Source organism: Pseudomonas sp. P4795, assembly GCF_048822895.1.
Lineage (GTDB): Bacteria > Pseudomonadota > Gammaproteobacteria > Pseudomonadales > Pseudomonadaceae > Aquipseudomonas.
In genome coordinates, this window is record NZ_JBMFBT010000015.1 from 1 (window position 1) to 14,015 (window position 14,015).

A 14,015-nucleotide genomic window follows, 5' to 3' on the forward strand; every position below is an offset into this window, starting at 1 on the left:
TAGGTCATCGTCAAGATTAAATTCCGAAACCCCAATTGCGAAAGCAGTGGGGGTTTTGTTTTGCCCGCTGGAAAGTGAACAAACGAAAAGCCCCGCAGATGAAAATCTGCGGGGCTTTTTCATGACCAGGCTTTTGGCCTTTAGATGCCTAGATCTCTTTAACCGGCGTCTCGCTCTGTACACCTTTGATCAACTCGATCACATGTAAGCAATCCGCCTTATTCACATATGACTCGCCGCTGGCGACCGTCTCGTGATTCCCCGCGCGCAACCTCCAGCGCCATTGTCCCTGACCCGTACTCGGGCTTCCTTTGGATTGCCTGTAAATCTCGAAATACATTCAGCTCGCTCCATGCGATTGGTTAACTGCGACAACCTGTGTGACGCATGCTCGCAAGCCTAGCGGAGTGTGCGTTTTTGGCCATCCAGGATTTGTTTCCAATCGTAGGCGGATGTTTCCGCAGTGCTGATCCATATGGCAACGTGGATGTTTATGGACGGCAGGCCCTCCAACTTTCTACACTGCCCGCAGTTTGGAGATCGGGGGCAATGGATGAATCGAAATGAACTGCGCAAGGCCGACATCAACCTGATGGTGGTGTTCGAGACCTTGATGCTTGAGCGCAATGTGACCCGGGTCGCCGAAAAGCTTTTTCTCGGCCAGCCGACCATCAGCTCGGCGCTCAACCGCTTACGTACGCTATTCAACGATCCGCTGTTCATCCGCGTTGGCCATCGCATGGAGCCGACGGCCCGTGCCGAAGAGATCTTCAAGCATCTATCTCCGGCGTTGGACTCACTGTCGGTCGCCCTGAGCCTGACTCACGATTTTGATCCCGCCATCAGCACCATGACTTTTCGCATCGGGCTGTCGGATGACGTCGAGTTCGGCCTGCTGCCACCGCTGTTGCGCGCCCTGCGCCAAGAGGCGCCGAAAGTCGTGTTCGTGGTGCAACACGTCGATTACTGGCGCATCCCTGATTTGCTGGCATCCGGGGACATTACCGTGGGCATCAGCCAGACTCGCGGCCTGCCGGCGAATGCCAAGCGCAAACTGCTACGACATATTCAGCCGAGCATCCTGCGCGCCGATGCGTCTGATACACCGCTGACCCTCGATGAATATTGCTCACGCCCGCACGTACTGGTTTCCCATACGGCCAACGTCAGTGGTTACGCCGATGAATGGCTGGCAGAAATCGGCCGCCGCCGTCAGGTGGTGTTGTCGGTGCCGCAGTACAGCTCGCTACCGGCATTGCTCGCTGGCACCGATCTGATCGCCAGTCTGCCGGACTACACCGCCGAGGCCATGGCCGCCTCTGGGCATCTCTTCAAGGAACCATTCCCGTTCAAGACCCCGACACTCGACCTGTCGATGGTCTGGCTCAGCCATGTCGACACCGATCCAGCCGAACGCTGGTTGCGCTCGCGGCTCGAGGCATTCATGAGCGAAAGATCGCTGCAGCCAGCTGTGGGGTGAGCAGGGCAGCGCTGTTTTAAGGCGTGCGTTTATCCATGTTGCATCTCGAGACAGGTCTCGATCACCTGCTCGCGCAGCCAGAGGTTCGCGCTGTCTTGATCGGCGCTCTGGCTCCATTGCATGTCGAGGGTAAACCCAGGCAATCCGTTGGGCGCCTCGCAATGATTGAACACCGCCTCGTTGGTCAGCAGTCGCTGGATCCGGCGGGGCAGGGTAAGGATGAAGTCGGTGCCGGTGATCATCTTCAACGCGGCGCTGTAACTGTTGGAGCGGGCGACGATCTGGCGTTTCTGCGCCTGACGCGCCAGCCAGCCATCGACCATGTTCGTGCTTGATGTCCACGGCGTCGGGAAGACGTGCCTGCGTTCAGTAAACGCTTGCAGACTCAGGCGCGGTTCCAGTGGCGTGGCGCGTTTATCGAAGACACAGACCAGATCATCTTCCAGCAGCGTCCGGGACTTGAGATCGGTGTGGTGACGGTGGAAGTTTGGGCCGAAGCAGATCACCAGATCGAGACTGCCATCGCGCAACTCTTGCGCCGGGACATCGGTTTCGAATTTGTGCATGTTGATCATTACCGGCAGGTCGGCGAAATCGAAACGCTTCAACAGCCGTGGCAGAACCAACTGCTCAAAATACTCCGGGGCGCAGATGTTGAAAGTTGCCGGTTGTGCGGTCGGGTCAAAGGCTGTGGCACCGGCATGGCACAGGTTGATGCTTTCCAGAATCTTCTGCACATGACCGTACATGCTGCTGGCTTTGTAGGTAGGCCGCATGCCCGTGCGGGTGTTGACGAACAGTTCATCCTCGAAGCTGGTGCGCAATTTCTTAAGGCAGTAACTGACGGTGGACTGGCTGACGAACAGCGCCTCCGACACGTCGGTGACGCTGCTTTGCTCGTATACGGCGACAAACACCATTAAATCCTGCATATCGAGCTTTCTTAGCAAGTTACTGTTCAGCATCCGTTCCGTCCCGCTGTGCTCCTTGCGCTGAATCCGCGCAAACGTGTGCGTACGATCCTAACGGAACGATGGTGCCACTAGAAAGCCCTGTAGGACATTTCACGGACAGTTGTGGGACAGAAAGTTTTAACAACACGACGCGACTGATTGATTCGGCAGAAGATGGCCAGAAGCCTTTAGCCAGACACTTCTCAGTGAATGTGCCGGGCGTAATGCCTTGGATCGAAACGCCGCACGATCAGCAACATCAGCACGATGACTCCCGTCAGTGCCCACCAGGCCCATTCGAAGCTGCCCAATTGATCGCGGATCATCCCGGCCAGCAGCGGCGAGAGACCGGCGATCAAATAGCCGATGCCTTGCACAAACGCGGTCAGGCCTCCGGCGCTTTGCGGGTTGTCGAGATGATCGAGGGAAACGATCAGGCTCATCGGGAACAGTCCGCCGATACCCAGTCCCAGGAGGCCCGGCCAGAGCAGGCTCAGATGTTGCGGGCTGAGGATCAAGCCGCAGAAGCCAGCGATGATCAATCCCAGCAATCCGGCCAGCACCCGCCGACGGTCGCGACTGCGGTTGGCAATGGCCGGAACCAGCAGACCGGAAATCACCTCCATCGCTGTCAGAAAACCCAACAGCAGACCAGCATCCTGTTCGCTCCAGCCCTTTTCCACGTAGTACGGCGCCAGCCACGCGAGTACACAGGTGTAAGAAGCAGTGCCCAGACCGAAGAAGACCGCGAGCAGCCATGCGCGAGAATTGCAGAAGAATGACTTTTTTCTCACGGTTGCCGCTGCCACCGTTGAAGCATTCGAATGCTGCCAGAACAACAACGCGAGCAGCGCCAATCCCGCCCAGATCGCCAGACCAGCGCGCCAACTGCCGGTGCACGCCATCACCAGCGGCGCAAACGAGGCGGCAATGGCTGCGCCGCCCATGATCGACGTCACATACAGTCCCATGCATAACGCCACATTGTCGGGAAACCGCGACTTGATCAGCGCCGGCATCAGCGCCTGAATCAACGCAATACCGAATCCGGCGAGCATCGCGCTGACAATCAACTCCGCCGCCGAATCGACAAACAGCCGTGACACGCTCGCCAGGCCAATGATCAGCAGCGACAACAGCACTGCGCGCCGCTCACCCAGGCGCTGGCTAATGCCAATCCCGAAAAACATCGCCAAACCCATGGCCATCACGGGGAGCATGGTCAGCAGCGCGGCGACGCTGAAACTAAGCGGGATATCGCCGCGAACCGCCGACAGCAACGGCCCTACCGCTGCCATCGACGGACGCAGATTCAGCGCGACCAGAACGATGCCGAGCATCAGCCAGGCAGCGGGGCGGGCGGTGGCACGGACGTTTTCCATTTTCAGGCCTTCGAGCAAGAGGCTGTCGATTAGGCGCGAGGCCGCCCGCGTGGGCAAACCAGAAAATCCAAAGGCCTATTTAAAAATTCGATAATCCCTGCGTTGAATGAGTAACTGAACCACACCTGAATCATTCTCAAATACTTCAGAAGTTTTGGCTTATTGCCATCAGCCAACTAATCGTTGGCTTCTTTTTCACAAAAAATTGATGGTTAGCTGCTTAAAGTTTGAGTCGTCTGAGCCAATGAAGTTTTCACAATTGGCCACGACGCTTCTTTTCAGGAATCACCCTAACTATGTTGAAGATAAAAGCCGTGCGCCCGGAATGGGTGACGTTGTGTGCCAGTGCCTTTCTTTTGGCCGGTTTCAATTTCGTGCTCTGGCAGCATCTCTTCGAGATCACTGCTGCGGACGGCAAAGGCATTGCCATGCGCGTTGCGTTCGGGGTGATGATCTTCGCGGCTTTCAACATCGTGCTGACTTTTCTGGCGTTCCGCAGAGTATTGAAACCTGTTTTGACGTTGATGTTTTTGATCAGCGCTGGCGTGACTTATTTCATGAGCCAATACGGCGTGTTGATTGATGCGGGAATGTTTCGCAACTTCGCTGAAACCAACATGACTGAAGTTCGTGATCTGCTCTCGTTGAAGTTGATCGCTTATATAGTGTTGCTGGGTGTTTTGCCGTCCTGGTTGTTGTGGCAAGTTCCGGTCAACTACCGCCGCTGGCATCATGAGCTGTTCAGCAAAGTTATCGTCAGCGTCGCTTCGGTAGCGGTCATCGGTGGTGTGGCGCTCGCCAACTATCAAGGCTTGTCTTCCTTGTTCCGCAATCACCATGAACTACGCCTGATGCTGGTGCCAAGCAACTACATCGGCGCTTCGGCCGGCTATCTGCGCGAGCAGGTGGCTTCCGCGCAGCAGCCATTCGTCAAGATTGGTGAAGACGCCCGGCGCGACCCGGCCGCCCAAATCCATCCGCGCAAATCCCTGACCGTGTTGGTCGTCGGTGAAAGTGCACGGGCGGAGAACTTCGGGATTCTTGGCTACAACCGCGACACCACACCGAAACTCGATAAAGAAGCAGGGCTGATTGCGTTTACCGATGTGCACTCCTGCGGCACCGAAACCGCTGTTTCCGTGCCATGCATGTTCTCCAACATGGGCCGCAAGAACTACGATGCCAGCAAGGCCAAGAATGAAGAAGGGCTTCTCGACGTACTCAAGCGCGCCGGGATCGATGTTATCTGGCGCGACAACCAGTCTGGCTGCAAAGACACTTGCGATCGCGTCACGCTGCAAGACGTGAGCAACTTGAAGGACCCGGCGTTATGCGCCAACAGCGAGTGCCGCGACGAAATTCTCCTGCAAGGCCTGCAAAGTTTTATCGATCACCTGGACAAAGACACCGTGCTGGTTCTGCACCAGATGGGCAGCCACGGCCCGGAATACTTCAAGCGCTATCCTAAGGAATACGAGCACTTCACCCCGGTGTGTGAGAGCAACGCGTTGAACAATTGCAGCCGTGAAAGCATCGTCAACGGTTACGACAACACGTTGGTGTACACCGACCATGTGCTGTCGAGCCTGATCGATGTGCTGCGCAATAATCAGGACAAAGTTGATACCGCGATGTTGTACCTGTCCGATCACGGCGAGTCGCTGGGCGAGTACAACCTGTTCCTGCACGGCACGCCGTACATGCTCGCGCCGGATCAGCAAAAGCATGTGGCCATGCTGGCATGGTTCTCCGACAGCTATCAGAAGTCTTACTCGGTCGACACCCATTGCCTGCAAATGAGCCGCGACAAACCGTTGAGCCAAGACAATTTGTTTCACTCGATGCTCGGCCTGCTGGAGGTGCATAGCTCGGTGTATCAGCAGGATCTGGACATGTTCGCCGGTTGCCGTGGCGCGGTGATCGACGGAGTGCTGGCCAAGGACTGAGTCGGCAGACGCACTCTGTAAGACTATTCTTTCCCTCAGGCAGGAGATTTCATCAAGCTCCTGGCTTGTGCAGGCGCGTAAATCGCCGGCGGCGATATATACTGCGCGCCATTCTTCAAGGGAGAGCCGTGTGGCCATCGATATTCACTGGATTCGCGACAACGATAGCCTCGCGCAGTTTTGCGCCGAATGGCAGCAGCTGCCTTTCATCGCCCTCGACACCGAATTCATGCGTGTCGACACCTTTTATCCGATTGCCGGCCTGTTGCAGGTCGGCGACGGCAAGCGCGCCTACCTGATCGATCCGCTGAGCATCAACGCCTGGCAACCGCTGGCGGCGTTGCTGGAAAACCCGGCAGTGCTCAAAGTCCTGCATGCGTGCAGCGAAGACCTCGAAGTCCTGCTGCGCCTGACTGGCAGCCTGCCAGCGCCGATGTTTGATACCCAATTGGGTGCCGCTTATCTGAACCTCGGGTTCTCGATGGGCTATTCGCGACTGGTACAGGAAGTGCTCGGCATCGAACTGCCCAAGGGCGAGACCCGTTCCGACTGGCTGCAGCGTCCACTGTCCGACACGCAAATCAGCTACGCCGCCGAAGATGCCGTGCATCTGGCGGAGGTTTTCGTACAACTGCGGCCGAAACTGTCTGACGACAAGTTCGCCTGGGTGCTGGAGGACGGCGCCGAGCTGGTCGCCAACCTGCGCCGCGAAACCGATCCGTACGAAGCCTACCGCGACGCCAAACTGGCGTGGAAGCTGTCCCGTGCGCAACTGGCCGTTTTGCGCGAGCTATGTGCCTGGCGTGAGCTTGAAGCCCGCGCCCGCGATCTGCCGCGCAACCGTATAATCCGTGAGCACTCGCTGTGGCCGCTGGCCCGCACGCAACCGGACAATCTCGTGGCGCTGGGCAAAATCGAAGACATGCATCCGCGTACTGTGCGTCAGGACGGCCAGTTTCTGCTTGATCTGATCAAGCGCTCTGGCAGTGTGGGGCCTGATCAATGGCCGCCAGCCGTGGCCGAGCCATTGCCGATCGACGCCGCCGCGCTGATCAAGCAACTGCGCGCGCTCGGTCAGGCCGAAGCCGAACGCTTGGGCATCGCACCGGAACTGATGCTACGCAAGAAAACCCTCGAAGCGCTGGTCAAAAGTGGCTACCCCGAGGGTCCTTACCAATTACCAGATTCGCTGCGTGGCTGGCGCCGCGAATTGATGGGCCAGGCGCTGCTCGACAGCCTGGCCACCGCCGGAGAACAGCCTTGAAACGTATTTGTTCCATCTACCAAAGCTCCAAGCGCGCGGGCATGTACCTTTACGTGCTCAAGAGCGATGAGCTCGAGCGTGTGCCCGAAGGGCTGATGCTGGCGTTCGGCAAACCGAAACTTGCCTTCAATCTGGTGCTGACGCCGGAGCGCAAACTGGCCAGCGAAGACATCGCCGTGGTGCTGGAAAACCTCGAGAAGCAGGGCTATCACCTGCAAATGCCGCCGGCCGAGGACGAGTACATTGAGCACTTGCCCGAAGAGTTGCTGCGACGCAACGACCCGATGTGATCTGCGAGGCCCGGTCCTGGGCCTCGGGTAATCCCTGAAACTGTTTTACGGCGATGACCGCCCCTCAGTGGGCGGGCGTCTGCACGGTTTGCGAAAGGTTTGAAGATGCGCGTTCTGATTGCTGAACACGACCACGCGGTGTACGCCCGACTGCTGCAACAGGCGGCCCCCGATCTTGAAGTACTGACCAGCGGCGACTCCGCCGAACTGGCCCGTCTGGCGGCTGATTGCCCGGTGTGGCTGGGCCAGCCGGATCTGCTCGCGACGCTGTTGCGTCAGGGCCACCAGCCACAATGGCTGCAATCGACCTGGGCCGGTATCACGCCGTTGTTGGCCGACGGCTTGCGCCGCGATTATCGGCTGACCCGGGCGGTAGGGATTTTTGGCCAGGTGATGGCCGAATACGTCCTGACCTACATGCTCGGTCACGAGCGTGAAGTGTTGGCGCGACTGGTCAGCCAGGTCGAGCGCAAGTGGGACAGCCGCACTGGCCAGAGTCTGGTCGGGCGCAAGGTGCTGATCGTCGGTACCGGTGATATCGGCCAGAGCGTGGCGCAGTTTCTGCTGCCGTTCGGCGTTGAACTGTACGGCATTGCCAGCAGCGCCCGTGAGCAGGCGCCGTTTGTCGAAGTCGGTTCGATGGCGGACTTGCCACGGCTGGTCGGCGAGGTCGATTACGTGGTCAACCTGCTGCCGAACACCGAGCACACCCACGATATCTACGACGCGGCGCTGTTCAAGCAATTCAAGCCAACCGGGTTGTTCATTAATGCCGGGCGCGGCGTGGCGGTGGTCGATGCGGATCTGGTCGAAGCCTTGAAAGAAGGGCATCTGGCCGGCGCGGTGATTGACGTTTGCCGTCAGGAACCCTTGCCGCAACGACATCCGTTCTGGACTGCATGGGGCTTGCTGCTCACCGGGCATAGCTCAGCGCCGACTTCACCGTCGCTGATGGCGCAGCTGTTTCGGGATAACTTGCGCGCGTATCAGGCGGGCGAGGCGTTGCGTGGGGAAGTGGATTTCAATCGCGGATATTAAGGCTGAGCCGAAAAGCTCGCAGCCTGCGGCAGCTCCTACACATGACCCATGTAGGAGCTGCCGAAGGCTGCGAGCTTTTGCTTTTAAAGAGTAAAGTCGCCCTCAGCAGCCAACTCACTCAACGGCCGACGCGGGCTCGGCTCTTCGCGCGCTTGCAGATATTCCGCCAGCGTCGCCTTATCACCCAACTTGCCCACGGCAACCGCCGCGTGCAGCGCATAACCATCTGGAATATTCAGCTCCTTGCGCGTCAATTCCTGATCGAACCCGGCCATGCCGTGGGTGTGCCAGCCGCTCAGGCTTGCTTGCAGCGCCAGATGGCCCCACGCCGAACCGGTGTCGAAGGTGTGCCACAGCGCCGGCGTTTCTTCGCTCGCGCCCGGTGCGGTGAAAGTGGTTTTCGAGATCACGATCACCAGTGCCGACGCGTGCTGCGCCCAGCTCCGGTTGAACTCGTTGAGCAGGCCCAGATAACGCTCCCAGTTCGGCGTATCGCGACGCGCGTAGAGGAAGCGCCACGGCTGCGAGTTGTAGGCCGACGGCGCCCAGCGTGCGGCTTCGAAAAAGCTCAGCAAGGTTTCTTGCGGGATCGTTTCGCCGGTGAAGGCGCGCGGTGACCAGCGCTCGGTGAACTGCGGGTGAATGGCGTAATCGGCAACGCGGGAGTTGGCGCTCATCAAGAGATTCCTGGCGACGTTTGGGTGCTGGCAAAACTACCCGTCGGCAGAAAAACTCACAAGCCCCGTGCAACCGGCAGTCGCCAGCGCTTGGCCCGCAAGGTCTGGGGCACTAGACTGGCGGCCTTTTCACCACCTGATGTTGATGCTTGAGCCATGGCCGCCAAAGTCGAACCGTTCTGGATACGCAAAACCCTCGATCAACTCGATCCGCAGGAATGGGAATCGCTGTGCGACGGCTGTGGCCTGTGCTGCCTGCAAAAGCTTGAAGACGAAGAAGACAACAGCGTCTATTACACGCGCATCGCCTGCAAACTGCTGGACCTGAAAACCTGCCAGTGCAGCAATTATCCAAAGCGTCTGGAGTTCGTCCCGGACTGTATCCAGCTCACGCCGGGCAAGGCTGAAGAGTTTCGCTGGTTGCCGCCGACCTGCGGTTATCGTCTGGTCAGCGAGGGCAAGGATCTGCCGCTGTGGCACCACTTGGTGTGCGGAGACCGCGACGCGGTGCACCATGAGCGGATTTCCCAGTCCGGACGGATGCTCGCCGAAGGCAGCGTGGCGGAAGATGACTGGGAAGATCACCTGATTTTCCGCGCAGGCTAATGATTCACAAGGAGTGGGTATGGCGACGGGATTACGCCGGGCGCTGATGTTTGCGTTGTTGGCATTCAGCGCCCCGGTGTGGGCGGCAAAGAAAGTCGATCTGGATTACCACGTGCGCCTGCTGCCGCAGAGCGATCAGGCCGAAGTGCGCCTGACGCTGGCGCAAGGCTCGGCGGTGCGCAGCCTCGATTTCGACCTCGGCGACGGCAGTCACTACAGCGACTTCAAGGCTGACGGCCAATGGCTGCTGACACCGGGCAAGCAGGCGCGCGGTATGTGGCGCCCGGCGGCGGACAAGGCTAGCCTGACCTACCGCGTGCGCATCAGCCACGGGCGCAAGAACGGCAGCTTTGACACGCGCATGACTGCGAAATGGGCGTTGATGCGCGGCGATGATCTAGTGCCCGCTGCCAGGCTCGATCAGCAAGACGGCGTTGAACTGGTCTCGCGCCTGCAATTCGAATTGCCCGACGGCTGGAAAAGCGTCGAAACCGCTTGGCCGCGCATCGGCAAGAACAAATTCCGCATCGACAACCCTTCACGCCTGTTCGACCGGCCGACCGGCTGGATGCTCGCCGGCCATCTCGGCAGCCGGCGCACGCGGCTGGGGGAAACCGAAGTCACCGTGGCCTCGCCGCAAGGGCAGGGCATGCGCCGCATGGATGTGTTGACGCTGCTGACCTTTGTCTGGCCGCAGGTGCAGGCAGTATTCCCGCGGCATCCAACGAAGCTGTTGATCGTCGGTGCCAACGATCCGATGTGGCGCGGCAGTCTGGCGGCGCGCGAGTCGATCTTCCTTAACACACGCTTGCCGCTGGTCAGCGAGAGCGGCAGCAGCGCGCTGGTGCGAGAGTTGGCGCAGGTGTTCGGGCGCATCAACGATGAGCATCGCAGTGACTGGATCAGTGAGGGTTTTGCCGAGTATTACGCCATCGAACTGGTGCGCCGTGCGGGCGGCATGAGCGATGAGCGCTACGCGAGTTTGCAGGCGAAACTGGCCAAGGACAGCCACAAAGTCACGACCTTGCGCGGCGAGCAGATCAGCCCGGCGCAGGTTTCGAAAGCGGTTTTGCTGTTGCAGGAACTGGATCGCGAGATCCGCTTGAAGACGCGCAACAAGCGTTCGCTGGATGACGTGTTGCGGGGGGCGATGCATATGGGGCAGGTGGATACCAAGGAGTTTGTGCAGCTTGCCGAAAGCATAATCGGCGAGTCTTCAAAGGTCCTGGATACCGAGCTGCTACGGTAAAGATCAAAAGATCGCAGCCTGCGGCAGCTCCTACAGTTGGAATGCATTTTCCATGTAGGAGCTGCCGCAGGCTGCGAGCTTTGCTTTTAGGTTTTCGGGGATTTCACCGAATCATTGCCGGTCACCGTCGCGGTGCTGGTCGCCGCCTCGGCACTCGCCTTGAGCTGGCTCAGCTCTTCCCCGGCACGTTCGATCTTGGCGCGCACACTGTTCATGTCCTGACGGCTCTTTTCGATCAGACTCTTCACAGAGCTGTGCCCAGTGATCCCGCGGGCCATGGCCACGCCGCCAATTGCCACCTGAATCAGCCCGAACACGCCGCCACGGCGCAGGCCCTTGCCCACCATCAGCACGCCACCGGCCAGCGAGCCGATACGCTCCCAACCTTCAACGTTCTGGTCCGATCGGCTCTGGAACGGGGTGGATGCGATACGTTCGACGCGTTTGAGTTCGTTCATGTCTGTCTCCGGGCATTCAGTGATCGATAATCAAGCTGACTGCCGAGACTGCCCGCTTGTTCCATCGGATGTGCAACGCTTCAGCGGAATTTCGGCCCGGAGCGGGTGTTCAGGCCCTTGGCCATGCGGTCGTAGAGCACGACGTTGACCGTGGCGGCGAGGTTCATGCAGCCGGTGGTCGGGATGTACACCACGTCTTCGCACCAGTCGCGGATTTCTTGATCGAGCGAGCCGTCTTCCGGGCCGAAGATGTACAGCGCTCGGTCCGGGTGGGTGTATTGCGGCAACGGGCGCGCGCCTTCGACCAGTTCCACGGCGACGGGTACACAGTTGAGCGGCAGAATCTTTTTCAGGTCGTCGATGCCGATCAGCGGGATGTCGTAGTGCACACGCTTGGTGTCAGTCACGAAGTCGGCGGCGCGCTCATAGCGCTTGCCGGTGTAGAACACCGAGGCCACGCCGTAACAGCCTGCGGCGCGCATCACCGAACCGACGTTCTCGGGTGATTTGGGGTTATACAAACCAATGCAGCTGTACCGTTTGTCTGCCACGAGCGGGGTGCCTTCGGGGAAAAAAGAGCGCGATTATACGGGGATTGGGAATAGCAAGATCAAAAGATCGCAGCCTTCGACAGCTCCTACAGTTGGATTGCGTTGCCATCTGTAGGAGCTGCCGAAGGCTGCGATCTTTTGCTTTTAATCTTCTTTCTTCATCAACCCGGCCAACGCCGCAAACGGGTTATGCGTCGCCTTGGCAATCTTCGGCGTGCTCAGCGAGCCTTCGCTGAAATACTGCTGATCGGTATAACGCGAGTGTTCGTTGTCGTGGCAGTACAAGCACAGCAGCTCCCAGTTCGAGCCGTCCTGCGGGTTGTTGTCGTGGTTGTGGTCGCGGTGGTGCACAGTCAGTTCGCTGAGGCGCTTGCCGGAAAATTCACGGGTGCAGCGTCCGCACACATGCGGGTACATCTTCAGGGCTTTATCGCGGTAGCCCATTTCCTTGTCGCGCTGGTTGTCGGCGAGAATGCGGTCCAGCTTCGAAGTATTGGTCGGGGTGGACGAACTCATGGGTTCACCTTTGTAGAAGACTAATGACGGTTATGCGTGAAGTTTAGCTCAGCCCTTGAGCTTCTCGGCAATCCAGATCGTGTGACGTGTGCCCTTGTTGCCGTGGGCGAAGACCTGGACTTCCTCGGCCTTGAAACCGGCCTTCTTCAACTTGTCGGAAAACTGCTTGTCGGCGCTGGCCGACCAGACTGCCAGCACGCCTTTCGGGCGCAGGGCTTTGGCGCAGGCACTCAGGCCGCCGGCGGAATACAGCCAGCTGTTGGCCTTCTGGGTCAGGCCTTCGGGGCCGTTGTCGACGTCGAGCATGATCGCGTCGAAGCCGTTCGGCTCGCTTTGCAGCACCTTGGCCACGTCGTCCTGCCGGATCACCGTGCGTGGGTCGAGCAACGGCCGGCCAGACTTTTCACCGAGCGGGCCGCGATTCCACTCGACCACGCCGGGCACCAGTTCAGCGACCACCACTTCGGCGGTTTTCCCCAGATGCTTGAGCGCCGAGGCGAGGGTGAAACCCATGCCCAGCCCGCCGATCAGCACTCGCGAATCCGGGCGGCCAGCGACTTTGCGGCAAGGAATTTCCGCCAGCGCATCTTCGGAACCGTGCATACGCGTGTTCATCAACTGCCCGCCGTCGCCGCCCTGGATCTTGATGACGAAATCCTCGCCATACTCGAACAGGCACAGGGCGCCGCCATTGTCAGGGATTGGCGTGGTGTCGAGCAGAACGAAACGTTTCATGGAAATCTCTACAAGGGGAAGGCGCGCAGGCGCGGTTGGGAGTAGCCTGAGCCCAGACTTTAAGGCCAACGGAGCCATTGATGAAGCGCACCATTCTAACGGTCATTGCCTTGGCCGCGCTCTCGATAACTGCATCGATCACTGCAGCGCAGGCCCAACAGAGCATTCCCGTCAGCCCGCCGCCGGCATCCGGTTCGCCCGGCACCGCGACGCCGACCCCGTATCCGCAGGTCGGCCCGGTGGGTATTCCCAAGTCCGGCGCCGGCAACGGCGGCGGTCCAGCGTTGGTGCCAATTGAAATGCCCAGCCCACCGGTCAAGGATCAGCCGTTACCGGGCCTTGAGCAGAACGACATCAAGAGCAAATCGCCCGGAGGCTAGATCTGTTGCGCCGCCAGTTGGCCGTCAGCCATGCGCAGACGTTTCGACAACGAGACGGCGAGGGCGCGGATAATCTTGGCGGCGATCTTCGGCGCGTCGTTGAGCATTTTTTCCAGCGAATCCTTGCCCAGATTGAGTAACTGGCAATTGCTGGCAGCGATGCAAGTGGCAGAACGCCGTTCGCCATCGAGCACGGCCATTTCGCCGAACGCCCGACCGCTGCGCAGGGTGGCCATGGTGATGACCTGGCCGTCACTGCCGGTTTTCTGCACGGCGACCTGACCGGTGTGCAGTATGCACATGAAACTGCCGGCATCGCCCTCACGGAAAATCGCCTCGCCTTCAGCCACGGTGCTGATGCTGAAATAACCCGAAGCGGCGGCGAAGTCGGCCAGCACCAATTGATCGAACAGGCCACAGTCCATCAGCCAGTCGCGAATTTCGTTGTTCAGTAAAGTCGGTTCTGACATGTCGTTACAGTCTTTTTTAT

General features: G+C 59.2%; 17 protein-coding genes. 8 read left to right on the plus strand and 9 right to left on the minus strand.

Translation table 11 applies throughout. The features are described from left to right. Nucleotides 1-148: 148 nt before the first annotated feature. Complete coding sequence (locus tag ACOI8A_RS27035) at nt 149-340, minus strand: YegP family protein (protein ID WP_420647816.1); 192 nt, start codon at nt 338-340, stop codon at nt 149-151. Between the two features lie 213 nt (nt 341-553). On the opposite strand from ACOI8A_RS27035, the gene ACOI8A_RS27040 reads away from it, so the two are divergent. Next, on the plus strand, nt 554-1,480 hold the full coding sequence (locus ACOI8A_RS27040; protein ID WP_420647817.1) for a LysR substrate-binding domain-containing protein: 927 nt from the start codon (nt 554-556) through the stop codon (nt 1,478-1,480). Between the two features lie 29 nt (nt 1,481-1,509). On the opposite strand, the gene ACOI8A_RS27045 is transcribed toward ACOI8A_RS27040, so the two are convergent. Continuing rightward, a complete protein-coding gene (locus tag ACOI8A_RS27045) occupies nt 1,510-2,445 on the minus strand; it encodes a LysR substrate-binding domain-containing protein (RefSeq protein WP_420647818.1) in 936 nt (311 codons plus the stop codon). A 191-nt stretch (nt 2,446-2,636) separates the two neighbouring features. After that, nucleotides 2,637-3,815: a cyanate transporter gene (locus tag ACOI8A_RS27050; protein ID WP_420647819.1), complete on the minus strand. Its 1,179-nt coding sequence runs from the start codon at nt 3,813-3,815 to the stop codon at nt 2,637-2,639. A 296-nt stretch (nt 3,816-4,111) separates the two neighbouring features. Here ACOI8A_RS27050 and ACOI8A_RS27055 point away from each other — a divergent pair, with 296 nt between their 5' ends. The 4 genes from ACOI8A_RS27055 to ACOI8A_RS27070 all read left to right on the plus strand — a co-directional run bounded on the left by ACOI8A_RS27055 (nt 4,112) and on the right by ACOI8A_RS27070 (nt 8,353). Continuing rightward, the gene (locus ACOI8A_RS27055) at nt 4,112-5,761 is read left to right on the plus strand and encodes a phosphoethanolamine transferase (RefSeq protein WP_420647820.1); all 1,650 of its coding nucleotides are present in this window, start codon (nt 4,112-4,114) and stop codon (nt 5,759-5,761) included. A 130-nt stretch (nt 5,762-5,891) separates the two neighbouring features. After that, the gene (gene rnd / locus ACOI8A_RS27060) at nt 5,892-7,025 is read left to right on the plus strand and encodes a ribonuclease D (RefSeq protein ID WP_420647821.1); all 1,134 of its coding nucleotides are present in this window, start codon (nt 5,892-5,894) and stop codon (nt 7,023-7,025) included. Beyond that, nucleotides 7,022-7,315 carry a YcgL domain-containing protein gene (locus tag ACOI8A_RS27065; protein ID WP_420647822.1) on the plus strand — a complete coding sequence of 98 codons (294 nt, stop codon included), beginning with the start codon at nt 7,022-7,024 and terminating at the stop codon, nt 7,313-7,315. Before rnd ends, ACOI8A_RS27065 begins: the two co-directional genes overlap by 4 nt. A gap of 105 nt (nt 7,316-7,420) precedes the next feature. After that, nucleotides 7,421-8,353 (plus strand): D-2-hydroxyacid dehydrogenase, encoded by a 933-nt coding sequence (locus ACOI8A_RS27070; RefSeq protein ID WP_420647823.1) that lies wholly within the window; start codon nt 7,421-7,423, stop codon nt 8,351-8,353. 83 nt (nt 8,354-8,436) lie between these two features. On the opposite strand, the gene ACOI8A_RS27075 is transcribed toward ACOI8A_RS27070, so the two are convergent. Next, on the minus strand, nt 8,437-9,030 hold the full coding sequence (locus ACOI8A_RS27075) for a nitroreductase family protein (RefSeq protein WP_420647824.1): 594 nt from the start codon (nt 9,028-9,030) through the stop codon (nt 8,437-8,439). Nucleotides 9,031-9,186: 156 nt separating this feature from the next. Here ACOI8A_RS27075 and ACOI8A_RS27080 point away from each other — a divergent pair, with 156 nt between their 5' ends. Both ACOI8A_RS27080 and ACOI8A_RS27085 read left to right on the plus strand, forming a co-directional pair. Next, nucleotides 9,187-9,636 carry a YcgN family cysteine cluster protein gene (locus ACOI8A_RS27080; RefSeq protein WP_420647825.1) on the plus strand — a complete coding sequence of 150 codons (450 nt, stop codon included), beginning with the start codon at nt 9,187-9,189 and terminating at the stop codon, nt 9,634-9,636. Between the two features lie 19 nt (nt 9,637-9,655). Then, on the plus strand, nt 9,656-10,885 hold the full coding sequence (locus ACOI8A_RS27085) for a hypothetical protein (protein ID WP_420647826.1): 1,230 nt from the start codon (nt 9,656-9,658) through the stop codon (nt 10,883-10,885). Between the two features lie 86 nt (nt 10,886-10,971). Here ACOI8A_RS27085 and ACOI8A_RS27090 read toward each other — a convergent pair whose 3' ends face one another. From ACOI8A_RS27090 to ACOI8A_RS27105, 4 genes are all read right to left on the minus strand, one after another. Next, entirely contained in the window at nt 10,972-11,343 is a 372-nt protein-coding gene (locus ACOI8A_RS27090; RefSeq protein ID WP_420647827.1) for a YgaP family membrane protein, read from the minus strand. A gap of 80 nt (nt 11,344-11,423) precedes the next feature. After that, a complete protein-coding gene (locus tag ACOI8A_RS27095; RefSeq protein ID WP_420647828.1) occupies nt 11,424-11,894 on the minus strand; it encodes an RNA methyltransferase in 471 nt (156 codons plus the stop codon). Nucleotides 11,895-12,038: 144 nt separating this feature from the next. After that, entirely contained in the window at nt 12,039-12,410 is a 372-nt protein-coding gene (locus ACOI8A_RS27100; protein ID WP_007911336.1) for a YajD family HNH nuclease, read from the minus strand. Between the two features lie 48 nt (nt 12,411-12,458). Further along, a complete protein-coding gene (locus ACOI8A_RS27105) occupies nt 12,459-13,145 on the minus strand; it encodes a spermidine synthase (RefSeq protein WP_420647829.1) in 687 nt (228 codons plus the stop codon). A gap of 80 nt (nt 13,146-13,225) precedes the next feature. Between ACOI8A_RS27105 and ACOI8A_RS27110 the strand changes: the two genes are divergently transcribed. Next, entirely contained in the window at nt 13,226-13,525 is a 300-nt protein-coding gene (locus tag ACOI8A_RS27110) for a hypothetical protein (RefSeq protein WP_420647830.1), read from the plus strand. Here the strand turns inward: ACOI8A_RS27110 and ACOI8A_RS27115 are convergent. Continuing rightward, the gene (locus tag ACOI8A_RS27115; RefSeq protein WP_420647831.1) at nt 13,522-13,995 is read right to left on the minus strand and encodes a cyclic nucleotide-binding domain-containing protein; all 474 of its coding nucleotides are present in this window, start codon (nt 13,993-13,995) and stop codon (nt 13,522-13,524) included. The genes ACOI8A_RS27110 and ACOI8A_RS27115 overlap by 4 nt on opposite strands. Nucleotides 13,996-14,015: the final 20 nt, after the last annotated feature.

Bases quoted from the DNA above. Each gene is read 5' to 3' on its own strand.
- ACOI8A_RS27090 (WP_420647827.1), bottom strand. From the start codon at position 11,343: ATGAACGAACTCAAACGCGTCGAACGTATCGCATCCACCCCGTTCCAG.
- ACOI8A_RS27085 (WP_420647826.1), top strand. From the start codon at position 9,656: ATGGCGACGGGATTACGCCGGGCGCTGATGTTTGCGTTGTTGGCATTC.
- ACOI8A_RS27115 (WP_420647831.1), bottom strand. From the start codon at position 13,995: ATGTCAGAACCGACTTTACTGAACAACGAAATTCGCGACTGGCTGATG.
- ACOI8A_RS27055 (WP_420647820.1), top strand. From the start codon at position 4,112: ATGTTGAAGATAAAAGCCGTGCGCCCGGAATGGGTGACGTTGTGTGCC.
- ACOI8A_RS27110 (WP_420647830.1), top strand. From the start codon at position 13,226: ATGAAGCGCACCATTCTAACGGTCATTGCCTTGGCCGCGCTCTCGATA.
- ACOI8A_RS27035 (WP_420647816.1), bottom strand. From the start codon at position 340: ATGTATTTCGAGATTTACAGGCAATCCAAAGGAAGCCCGAGTACGGGT.
- ACOI8A_RS27080 (WP_420647825.1), top strand. From the start codon at position 9,187: ATGGCCGCCAAAGTCGAACCGTTCTGGATACGCAAAACCCTCGATCAA.
- ACOI8A_RS27070 (WP_420647823.1), top strand. From the start codon at position 7,421: ATGCGCGTTCTGATTGCTGAACACGACCACGCGGTGTACGCCCGACTG.
- ACOI8A_RS27050 (WP_420647819.1), bottom strand. From the start codon at position 3,815: ATGGAAAACGTCCGTGCCACCGCCCGCCCCGCTGCCTGGCTGATGCTC.
- ACOI8A_RS27040 (WP_420647817.1), top strand. From the start codon at position 554: ATGAATCGAAATGAACTGCGCAAGGCCGACATCAACCTGATGGTGGTG.
- ACOI8A_RS27100 (WP_007911336.1), bottom strand. From the start codon at position 12,410: ATGAGTTCGTCCACCCCGACCAATACTTCGAAGCTGGACCGCATTCTC.
- ACOI8A_RS27105 (WP_420647829.1), bottom strand. From the start codon at position 13,145: ATGAAACGTTTCGTTCTGCTCGACACCACGCCAATCCCTGACAATGGC.
- ACOI8A_RS27075 (WP_420647824.1), bottom strand. From the start codon at position 9,030: ATGAGCGCCAACTCCCGCGTTGCCGATTACGCCATTCACCCGCAGTTC.
- ACOI8A_RS27045 (WP_420647818.1), bottom strand. From the start codon at position 2,445: ATGCTGAACAGTAACTTGCTAAGAAAGCTCGATATGCAGGATTTAATG.